The following is a 1,081-nucleotide window of genomic DNA, read 5'->3' as shown; positions in this document are numbered from 1 at the left end:
CGACCCCGGCCAGCCACTCGGCGCGCGCGTACCATGTGTAACGCAGGAGATCGAGACGTATTCTTCGGGTATGTACACGTATGGCTTTTGTTCTTTTGTGATTTCTGCGACCGGTGCGGTCGTATTGCAAGCGGTCAGCGTAGCGATGCTCGCAAGAAGCAGTAGTTTTTCAATCGACATATTTTTCCTCGGAGGGTGGTCACGAAATACAGCTTGTCAATGTCCGGGAAGACACGAAGGCTGTAAATATGCGATGGACTACAAGACCAAGAAAATCGTGGAAAGTCGTTAAATGCGGAGAGGGAATTCCTATCTTCTATCGGATTGATTTTAAGAAGAAGGAATGAAAGCGGGTGCTCGCGCTTAAGTGGGAAGGCTGCTTGTCTAGAGGGACTTGGATCAAGTCTGAAATGATTTGAATTTGAGGCTCAACCAACACCGGAGATCAGTGTGTTGACGAAAATGAATCCGCTACCAGATTCCAGTTTTCACGGGAACGGCGATCAAGTAGAACGGACGATCTTTAATGCACCAGCATCAGCCAGAACGGAATCGTCAACGCCGACACCAGCGTGCCGAGTGAAATCAGGAAGGCCGTCATCGGTCCGTTGCCGCCCATGCGCGCGGCGAGGATGTAGCAGCTCGAGGCCGTCGGCAGCGAGCAGAACAGCACGACGATCTGCAACTGCAGCGTTGGCAGTTCGAACCAGCGTCCCAGCACATAGGCGACAGCCGGCACCGCCAGCAATTTGATGGCGGTGAAGTAGGTCGTCATCAGTTTGTCTTCACGTATTCCCGCCAGGCGCAGGCCCGCGCCGACCATCAGGAGGCCCAACGCAATCGAGGCGCTGCCGAGGCGCGACAAGACCGCACTCGCCACTTCCGGCAAGGTGAAGCCGCACAGCGCAAACAACAGGCCGGAACCGGTGGCGATCAGCAGGGGATTGCGCGCCAGCTCGCTGAACAAGTTGCCGCTGCGATGGGCCAGCGCATGCACTGCCGCCATGTTGCACAGGGGGACGCCGAAGCCGATCAGCAGCGCCATCAGTCCCACGCCTTTTTCACCCGCCAGGCGCGACGG

2 protein-coding genes are annotated in these 1,081 nt (G+C 56.6%); both read right to left on the bottom strand.

Features of this window, described 5'->3' with window-relative positions:
- The coding region (locus HLUSI_RS33880) for a hypothetical protein (RefSeq protein WP_238533921.1) at nucleotides 1-180 on the bottom strand (180 nt) is incomplete at its 3' end.
- 343 nt (nucleotides 181-523) lie between these two features.
- A partial coding sequence (locus HLUSI_RS0104950; protein ID WP_016832917.1) for an AEC family transporter occupies nucleotides 524-1,081 on the bottom strand: 558 nt, incomplete at its 5' end.

The organism is Herbaspirillum lusitanum P6-12 (genome assembly GCF_000256565.1).
In the GTDB taxonomy this organism is placed as follows: Bacteria; Pseudomonadota; Gammaproteobacteria; order Burkholderiales; family Burkholderiaceae_D; genus Herbaspirillum; species Herbaspirillum lusitanum.
The sequence above is the reverse complement of the archived record's forward strand: the minus strand, read 5'-3'. Positions and strand labels throughout refer to the sequence as shown.